Raw genomic sequence first — 9,656 nt, forward strand, 5'->3', positions numbered from 1 at the left:
TTCGTAATAACAGTTTTTGCTTTTCTCTTAAAGACTTATCCTCGGTTATACCCTATTTCTGGGGGAACTCCTGGAATTTTAAGCGGGATTTTTTAGATGCTATTCTGCTCTACGAGTCCTCTTCCACCACTTCTCTATTTCAACTGCAACAAATACCACAGACGACAGGGCAAGCGTAAAGATAAGCTCGCCAGGGCTCAAAGGCTCTGTCTTGAAAATGGGATTCAAGGCAGGTATGTAAATAGTAGCCATCTGGAAGACAAAACTCAGCAGCACTGCTGTGAGAAGTGGTTTATTTGTGAATAATCCTATCTTAAAGAGAGACTCCTTCTCTGACCTTATGGCAAGGACATGACCAAGCTGAGTTAAACAAAGCACTGTAAATACCATTGTCTGCCAATGGGCATGTTCTGTTTTGATAGACCATGCCTGAACAAAGAGGACAATGCCTGCCATTAATAGTCCAACCCAGATTGCATGAAGTCCAAGCCCATGGGCAAATATGCTCTCTTTTGGATGCCTCGGAGGTCGTTTCATTAAATCACCCTCCTCAGGCTCAACAGAAAGGGCAAGTGCAGGGAGACCATCTGTCATAAGATTTATCCAGAGTATATGAATTGGTAAAAGGGGGATTGGAAGTCCGACAAGCGGTGCAAGGAAGAGTGTCCATATCTCACCTGAATTCGTTGTAAGAAGATATTTTACAAACTTCCTTATATTGTCATATATCTTCCTCCCTTCCTTCACAGCCTTTACAATAGTTGCAAAGTTGTCATCAATGAGTATCATATGCGACGCCTCTTTTGAGACATCAGTGCCTGTTATGCCCATAGCAATGCCTATATCAGCTCTCTTTAAGGCAGGGGCATCATTTACACCATCTCCTGTCATGGCCACAAACTGTCCTTTATCCTGGAGTGCCTTCACAATCTTGAGCTTCTGCTCAGGTGCAACACGAGCATAGACTCTTACGTGTTCAACCTTTTCTTCAAATTCTTCCAGTGATAACTTTTCAAGCTCCCTTCCTGTGATTATCGCCTTTAAGTCATCCTCAAGTATGCCAAGCCTTTTTGCGATTGCCCTTGCTGTTATGGGATGGTCTCCTGTAATCATTACAGGCTTTATGCCAGCCGATTTGCAAATGGCTACAGCCTCTCTTGCCTCTTCTCTCGGTGGGTCCATTATTCCAACAAGCCCCAAAATCGTAAGTTCTGCCTCAACATTCGCTGGAGTCATATCAGCAGGCAGGTCATCCCATCTCCTCATAGCAATTCCAAGCACACGCAGTCCATCAGCAGCCATCCTATCATTTACACGGTGAATCTCTTTTTTATCTATATCCTTTACGCCCTCGGTTGTTAACATGCCAGTGGATTTATCTATCAAGACTTCAATGGCCCCTTTGGAGAAAGATATAATTCCACCTTCTGGGTCTCTATGAAAAGTCGTCATGCATTTTCTATCAGAATCAAAAGGAATCTCAGCTAATCGAGGATGCTCTACGAGGAGGTCGTGCTTTCTAACACCCGCCTCCTCAGAAGCCATATAAAGGGCTATTTCTGTGGGATCGCCAATGATCTTGCCATCTTTATCCACCGCAGCATCATTGTTAAGCGCCATAGCTCTGAATAGAGTTGAAAGTTGAAAGTTGAAAGTTGAAAGTTTTTCTGTTTCCTCACTTTTAACTTTTAACTTTTCACTTTTCACTATTTCTCCATTCACATATATCTCCTCAACAGTCATCTTGTTCAGCGTGAGTGTACCTGTTTTATCAGAGCATATGTAGGTAACAGAGCCGAGTGTCTCGACTGCCGGAAGTTTTCTTATGAGGGCGTTCTGTTTGACCATTTTCTTTGCGCCAAGGGCAAGGGAGATTGTAATAACAGCCGGAAGTGCCTCTGGTATTGCAGCAACTGCAAGGCTAATAGCTGTAAGGAACATTAAAGCTGGCGGTTCTCCTCTGAGCAGGCCGATACCAAAGACTATTGCGCATATGGCAAGGACAGCAATAGCAAGTCTCTGCCCAAACTTTGTAAGCCTCTTCTGAAGGGGTGTTTTAACTTCTTCTTCCTCCTGAAGCATTGTTGCAATCTTTCCGAGTTCTGTGTCCATCCCTGTTGAAACGACAACCCCAGTGCCGCGACCATAAGGAACAATAGTGCCTTTATAAGCCATGTTTTTCCTGTCTCCAAGAGGCATCATCTCATCATGAAGTGTCTTGATGTGTTTATCTACAGGCACTGATTCACCTGTGAGTGGTGCCTCCTCAACCTTAAGTTGGGCAACCTCTATAAGCCTCATGTCTGCTGGCACGACCTTGCCTGCCTCAAGGAGGACTATATCTCCAGGCACAAGTTCAGATGCCTGAATATTGACCGGCATCCCATCCCTTAAAACAGTTGCAGTTGGTGCAGCCATCATCTTCAGAGCCGCTATTGCCTTCTCTGCCCTGTATTCCTGAACAAAGCCGATAATCGCATTCAGGATTACTATCACAATTATGGCTATGGTATCCTTTGGTTCACCAACTAATCCCGAAACAACTGCAGCAGCCATAAGGACTAAAATCATGAAGTCTTTGAACTGGTCGAGGAACATCATAAAAGGGGTCCTCTTCTTTTTCTCCTTTAAAACATTAGGCCCGTACTCCTCAAGCCGCTTCTTAGTCTCATCCATAGAGAGACCCTGTGGCGAAGACTTCAGGTGTTCAATGACTTCTTCTATGTCCTTCTGATGCCAGCGCATGATACTCCTTTTAACCCACTCAAACCCTTGGATCCTTTAAAATAATTATTTTTTAAATACACCGAACAACTTATCAAGTCCTGACTTCTCTAACTTTGATACAGCCTCAAGCTCTCCGGCATCAAGCCATATGCCCTCGCACTCTGAGCACTTATCAATATTTATCCCTTTGTAGTCAATCTCGATTAACTTCATCCCGCATTTTGGGCAATACATGAAATGGAGTTCTTTTAGCCTCTTCTTTTCTTCCTCTGCCAGTACTTTATGTTTCTCTTCTTCAAGCTTCTTCCTCGTTTCATATTCCATCCTTGCAAAATATTCTTCTTCCTTTTCACTTGGTCTCAATGACATGGTAATCTCCTTTTTTAAAGTATTTGCATCTTCATGGATGCGTTAATAATTGCGTTATCCCAAAAACCTCCTGATGTGTGCAGCCTCAACAATCATTGTTTGCAGGTTCCTACTTTCATCCTTCTTTATGGCCTTAATAATCCTTGATGTAACATTCTTATGTTCTTCTGAAGTCTCATATTCACAGCATCCTATCGCTAAAGATTTTTTTATTCCAGCAGGGAACAAAGCAAACACATCCTCATTGAAATATGACATTGCCGTTTTCATATCAAAATCTAAATTCACATAGACGGTTTTAAGGTAATCCATTTCATCTTTGCTTAAAGCATTCAGGCCAAGGATCTCAGGAGGCAGCCCTATAGAATAACAGGCGGCACAAAAACCGATGACACGTGGAAGCTTTATTCTGCCAATGCTTCTTGCATACCCGAACAATCCCACATGGAGTTTGCGCATCCTCCTCCTCGGGATAAAGTCAGCAATGTAATTGATAACGGGTGCAATGAATTCTATCTGTCTCGAATACTCCGCTGATACCTTGCTGATTATCTCAAGGCATTTTTTTTCGTCGACTTTGAGACCTTTTTTCAGTGGCGTATCCTTGAGTTTTCTAATGCCCTCAACAACAGCAGGGACAGGGTTATCGTATTTAAATGCTGACTGCACAGTAAAGGTCTGCACGTCCGTATACTCATTGAGCACCATTTCTACAGTCTCGGGTTTGAGATGCCCTCTGAAAGGCGCTGAGCCAGCTCCAAGAATCGGATATATTTCAGTTTCTGTTTCCTCAGAGAGCCTTCTTAATCTTTGGAGCGCAATCTTGTTACAGAGAATAGCACTCACCATACCATAGTTCATTGCAGGGTCAGACCTTGCTAAGAAGACCCTCTGCTGTTTTATATCTTTATTCTTGAGATATTTTTTCATGATATTATTGGCCTCAAGCATATGCTCCTTATCTTCAAACAGGGGTATCACATTTACCTTATCCGGTTTAAACTCACCGATCCAATCTGAAATGGTAATATCCCCTGAATAAAATGGTAGATGTTGCTTTCCCACAACGAAATCCTTGTAATAGTGATATATCCTGTTCAGGCTTTCGGATGATGTTGTCATGGGCAGGATTATCTCGAAAATTGGTGAAATATCCTCTTTATAAAATAGTTTCGCTGCATCGCAAGAACGTGGTATGCTCTCAAGGGTCTCGATAAGAACCTTTGCCTCCTCTTTTTCTATGTCTGGATTCGGGACTCTGAGGGTTAAAAAGACATCCTGGCCCAGTATCTTCTCCATGAAAAAGTGCTCATATTTTGTAAGTAGCTTTCTGACTACAAAATCATCAACCTCCTTGCCCTCGCAGTCCCACATCTGCTCGTCACACCCGAGATGTGAGAAGGCATAATATGCCTCCTGTATCTCATCATCCCCTGACATGTCCTGACTCTCTGCAAAGAAGGGGAGCTGGACATTATCAGGATGCTGAGTAGACATCACCCTTGGAATCTTCATTGTCCTATTCACAACTCTCATGCTGTCAATATCTCAAGTATCTCTCTGTATCTTTGAGCAGCCTTCTCAACAATCTCATCTGGAAGCGCAGGTCCAGGATAAGTCTGGTTCCAGTCAAGCGTGAGGAGATAATCCCTCACAATCTGCTTATCATAGCTATCCTGACTTCTGCCAGGGGCATAATCCTTTATAGACCAGAAACGGGATGAGTCAGGCGTTAGTAACTCATCTATTAATATAAGTTCACCATCGTGAATACCAAATTCAAATTTAGTATCCGCAATAATTATGCCCTTTTTCTCTGCCATGACCCTTGCCTTTGAGTATATCCTGATACTCGTATCTCTCAATTTCTCGGCCATTTCATTTCCAACAATACCTTTCATCTCCACGAAAGATATGTTTATATCATGCCCTTCCTCTGCCTTTGTGCTCGGTGTAAAAATCGGTTCATCGAGCCTGGAGGATTCCACAAGCCCTTCTAAAAGTTTTATGCCACAGACAGTTCCACTCTCTTTGTATTCTTTCCATCCAGAGCCTGAGAGATAGCCTCTCACAATACACTCTACTGGCATTGGCTTTACTTTTTTCACAAGCATGCTTCTGCCTTCAAGCATATCAGCATACTTATGCAGTTTTTCAGGGAAGTCCTCAACTTTTGTAGCCACTATATGGTTTTCGATAATATCTTCCATCTGCTTGAACCAATAAATAGATATCTGCGTTAACACCCTTCCCTTCCCTGGTATGCCGTTTGGAAGGACAACATCAAAGGCAGAAATCCTGTCTGTAACAACAAGGAGCAAATATTTTCCGAGGTCATAGATGTCTCTGACCTTCCCGCGTCTTGGAGTCCCAACATCAGGCATCTCGGTTTTCAGGATAATTTTTTCCATTGGTCCTCCTTCAGTCTTTTAATCTTAGTATGTAATCTTATCAAAAGCCCCTGTTGCACTACAACCCGAATCTCATCGTGGGTTCAATTTTGCAAATTGAACCCTTAAGTTTGATAAAATAAATCGCATTATGCCATCAGTAAGGAAATTACAGTTGAGTCACAAAATATTCGGGTTCAAGTCGTTGCGACTCGTAACTGAGTTACAAACTTGAACCCGCTGAGAGGGTTTCAAAGCAGGTTAACCGGATCTACATCCACATCAATTCTTAAAGTCTTCCGGCCTTTTACTTTTTTTATAATCTCATGGGCACAATATCTGAGAATCTTGCTATCTTTTCCTTTTTATCTGAGAATCTTGCTATCTTTTCCTTTTAATAAAAGATGCCAGCGCCAGTAACCTTTAAGCCTTTCCATCGGCGCAGGAACAGGGCCAAGGATTTCAGGGAGTTTGAATGGAGCCTGAGGTTTAGAGTTTTTCAAATCCTTAATTTTAAATCTTAAATCTTCAATAATCTCATCAAATACCTTTTTATCCCTGCTGCTAAGGATAATTCTTATCAGGCGGTTAAAAGGGGGGTATCCTAACTCGCGCCTGAGATTTATCTCCTTTTTATAAAAACCTGCATAATCATGATTTTTAACGTATTCAAATACATAGTGTTCAGGCTCATATGTCTGTATAAACACCCTGCCCGGGTACAGTCCCCGGCCTGCCCTTCCGCAAAGCTGGGTAAAAAGTTGAAAGGCCCTTTCACCAGAACGAAAATCAGGAATATTCAATGCCATATCTGCAAAGACAATTCCTGCAACCGTAACAGAAGGAAGGTCGTGGCCCCTGGCAACCATCTGGGTGCCGATAAGGAGATTTGTAGCGCCATTCTCCATTTCTTTTATAATCCTGTAGTGGGAGAGCTTTCTTCTGGTAGTGTCCCTGTCCATACGTCTTAGATGTAATTCAGGGAATAACTCTCTCAATTCTTCTTCAACTCTCTGAGTACCCAGGCCGATATACCTGAATTTTATTCCTCCACATTTGGGGCATTTTTCATCAGGGATAAGCGACAATCCACAGTAATGACATTTAAGAGCCCTTTTATCTTTATGGTACGTAAGGGTAATGCTGCAATGAGGGCATCTGTATATGTATCCGCAGTCTCCGCAGATAATAAAAGGCGAATATCCTCTCCTGTTAAGCATAAGAATGCCCTGGTGTCCTTTTATATGAGCTTCTTTTAAAGCTTCTACAATTTTTTTTGAAAAAAAAGGAGTCTCTTTCTCTTCTATCTTCATATCCAGGACTTGGACCTCAGGCATCGGCCTGCTGTCAATCCTTTTCGTGAGTCCCAGATAGAAAATATTCCCTTCCCTGTCGTAGCGACTCTCAGCGAAGACTCGCTTCGAGTTTCCGAACGGCCCTCCCCTGGTGGAAAAGCAAACCTCCATTGATGGGGTTGCAGAACCCAGGATGATTTTTGGTCGATACGGTTCAATTTTTGCCCTCACAAGCGCAACATCCCTTGCGTTATATCTCAGTCCCTCAGATTGTTTGTATGTAGCTTCATGTTCTTCATCTATGACAATGAGTCCCAGTTTCATAAATGGTGCAAAGACCGCAGACCTTACTCCAATAGCAACCCTTACCTCGCCCTTTCTTATCCTCCACCACTCTTTTATCCTCTCCCCTACCCCTAAACCGCTATGGAGTACTGCAACTGCTTCTCCGAAATGGCTCCTGAATCTGTCAACTATCTGCGAAGTCAGGGCAATTTCAGGTACAAGCACTAATGCCTCAGCACCTTCTGGAAGGGCTTCGATAGCTCTCATATAAACCTCAGTCTTGCCGCTTCCGGTAACACCATGCAAAAGGAAAACGCCTGAATCAACATTAGTAATGGACATCAGGGCACTTTCTTGTTCTGTGGTAAGTTCAAGCCTCTGTTCTCTGCCCGCCCAGCTTTGCGGAGCAAGGCCAGGGTACTCTGTAACCCGGGGCTTTCTATATTTTTTGCCTTCAAGAACTCCTGCAGGAAGGGCATTTTTCAAAACCACACCTGAGGTAGAAATATAGTAATTCCCGACCCAATGGATAAGCTTTATGAGGTTTTCTGATAAAAGGGGAGACTCATCAAGAACCGCCTCTATCTCTTTTAAAATAATTCCCTCACGTTTTTTTATAACGTTTTCAAATCCAACTATAACCCCTATCTTTTTACTGTTTTTAAATGGGACAATGACCCTTGCGCCTATTTTTACCTGAGACGCCAGATATTGAGGGACTACATATATAAAGGCCTCTGAATCTATTGGAAATAAAACAAGGCAGTACATATCAATAAATTTGAAAAATGCAATTAACCACAGAGGACACAGAGATAAATTTTAATAAAACTACAGAGATAAGAATAACCACTGAGGCACAGAGACACAGAGAATTTTTAAAACATATCTTCACTTTTTATCCCTCAGTGCCTCTGTGTCTCTGTGGTTTTCTTTATATCCCTCAGTGCCTCTGTGTCTCTGTGGTTTTCTTTAATGCATCTTTCGGGTAACAGGTAAACACATGTTTTCTTATAACACTTTTATACGCAATAAGACAACATCAATTTTCTATAATTTCTGAGGATCTCTGGTCATCTAATTTCTGATTCAAATCTAACTTAGCTGCTGCAGAAGAGCCAAATTTTTATTGCTTTTTCGCATTCATTATAATATTATGACAATATGTTAATTGATAGACTAACACAGGAAAAGCTTTATTTACAGCTTATGAAGATTTTTTTGCAGAAAATCTGTTCTGGCGAATGGGCACCGGAGAAGCAAATACCAACAGAAGACGAGCTCTGTCAGCAATACAACATCAGTAAAATCACTGTGCGGCAGGCAATAAATAACCTTGTTTCAGAAGGTTACCTTATAAAGATTCAGGGAAAGGGAACTTTTGTAACTGCTACCTCGCCTTACTCAGGGCTTGCCATGAAGACAAGGCTTACAGAAGAGATGTTTGGAAAGGAAGTGAAACTAAATAGAGAGATATTGTCTAAAGGTATAAAAGAGCCGTCTTCTGAGATAAGGTCTTACCTGAAAACAGATGACAGGATATATTATATCCTGAGCAAAAGGATTGTTGACAGAAAGACGGCATACATAGAAGAGGCATTTATTCCTTACCAGATGCTCCCCTATATCGAGAAGCTCGATATTACCCATAGTTCGCTATATTCGGTTCTTCAGGAAAAAGGAACAAAAAAGATATTCAAGATGATACAGACCATTGAGATTTCAGAGGTTCAAAGTGACTTTGCGAAGAATCTTGAAATTAAAAAGGGTGTCCCTGTCCTTGTTATTCACAGGCTTTTTCTCACCTCAGACGGCACTCCGGTCGCTTATACAAAACTTCAGGGCAGAAGTGATAGGTATAAGTTTCAGACAGAGTTCGAAAGAATAAGGTAGAAATAAAGGAGGATTTTATGGAAGGTGAAATGAAGGTTAGAGATTTTATGACCCCAATTGAGGAATATCCGCACATACCCCACAGCTCTACCATTGAGGAGGCGTTGGTTGAACTCAGAAGTGTCGCCGACAGGGGATACCGCCATATCCTCGTTTTTGATGAGAGATTCCACCTTGTGGCTTTTTTATCACTGCGGGATCTGCTCAAAAGTGTGGAGCCAGGATTTTTTAGAACAACCTGCCCCCAAAAATATGAAGGCTACTGTCCGCCCGATGATGCTTCACTGGCAATTCTGTGGCAGAATTCCTTTCTCAGGGACTGTAAAAAGAAGATGCAGAAACCCCTCAGTGAGATATTGGACCGCCCTGTTAAGATAATTACTGTAGAGGCCGATGACCCTGTCCTGAAGGCGATATTCTTGATGCTAAGAGAGGACATTAATGCTTTGCCGGTCATTGAAAGGGGTGTTGTTGTAGGGGTGATACGGTTAGTGAATATTCTCAATACGATACTAAAGCAATGTGATTAGCTGAAGGAGGATGGTCATGCCGGAGAAAGATAGGCACGAACAGGATGTTACAAAAGCAGCCTTACAAGCAAGGATTATACCCCATATATCCGAGATTGACTGGAAAAGGGTTTTTTTTATTTTGTTAGGACTGGGCCTTTTCCTTACAGTTTATTACATGCCTCAAG

8 protein-coding genes are annotated in these 9,656 nt (G+C 42.2%); 3 read left to right on the forward strand and 5 right to left on the reverse strand.

Features of this window, described 5'->3' with window-relative positions; all coding sequences use genetic code 11:
- Positions 1-99 precede the first annotated feature (99 nt).
- From HZC12_03930 to priA, 5 genes are all read right to left on the reverse strand, one after another.
- Entirely contained in the window at positions 100-2,745 is a 2,646-nt protein-coding gene (locus HZC12_03930) for a cation-translocating P-type ATPase (protein MBI5025876.1), read from the reverse strand.
- A gap of 45 nt (positions 2,746-2,790) precedes the next feature.
- The gene (locus tag HZC12_03935) at positions 2,791-3,096 is read right to left on the reverse strand and encodes a zf-TFIIB domain-containing protein (GenBank protein ID MBI5025877.1); all 306 of its coding nucleotides are present in this window, start codon (positions 3,094-3,096) and stop codon (positions 2,791-2,793) included.
- Positions 3,097-3,150: 54 nt separating this feature from the next.
- On the reverse strand, positions 3,151-4,611 hold the full coding sequence (locus HZC12_03940) for a phosphoenolpyruvate carboxylase (protein ID MBI5025878.1): 1,461 nt from the start codon (positions 4,609-4,611) through the stop codon (positions 3,151-3,153).
- 17 nt (positions 4,612-4,628) lie between these two features.
- Positions 4,629-5,507 carry a phosphoribosylaminoimidazolesuccinocarboxamide synthase gene (locus tag HZC12_03945; GenBank protein MBI5025879.1) on the reverse strand — a complete coding sequence of 293 codons (879 nt, stop codon included), beginning with the start codon at positions 5,505-5,507 and terminating at the stop codon, positions 4,629-4,631.
- A gap of 344 nt (positions 5,508-5,851) precedes the next feature.
- Positions 5,852-7,837: a primosomal protein N' gene (gene priA / locus HZC12_03950; protein MBI5025880.1), complete on the reverse strand. Its 1,986-nt coding sequence runs from the start codon at positions 7,835-7,837 to the stop codon at positions 5,852-5,854.
- A 438-nt stretch (positions 7,838-8,275) separates the two neighbouring features.
- Between priA and HZC12_03955 the strand changes: the two genes are divergently transcribed.
- From HZC12_03955 to HZC12_03965, 3 genes are all read left to right on the forward strand, one after another.
- The gene (locus HZC12_03955; protein ID MBI5025881.1) at positions 8,276-8,959 is read left to right on the forward strand and encodes a GntR family transcriptional regulator; all 684 of its coding nucleotides are present in this window, start codon (positions 8,276-8,278) and stop codon (positions 8,957-8,959) included.
- A gap of 17 nt (positions 8,960-8,976) precedes the next feature.
- Complete coding sequence (locus HZC12_03960; protein MBI5025882.1) at positions 8,977-9,489, forward strand: CBS domain-containing protein; 513 nt, start codon at positions 8,977-8,979, stop codon at positions 9,487-9,489.
- A 16-nt stretch (positions 9,490-9,505) separates the two neighbouring features.
- Positions 9,506-9,656, forward strand: a 151-nt coding sequence (locus HZC12_03965) for a hypothetical protein (GenBank protein MBI5025883.1), incomplete at its 3' end; no start/stop codon positions are given.

This window comes from Nitrospirota bacterium (assembly GCA_016214385.1).
In the GTDB taxonomy this organism is placed as follows: domain Bacteria; phylum Nitrospirota; class Thermodesulfovibrionia; order UBA6902; family JACROP01; genus JACROP01.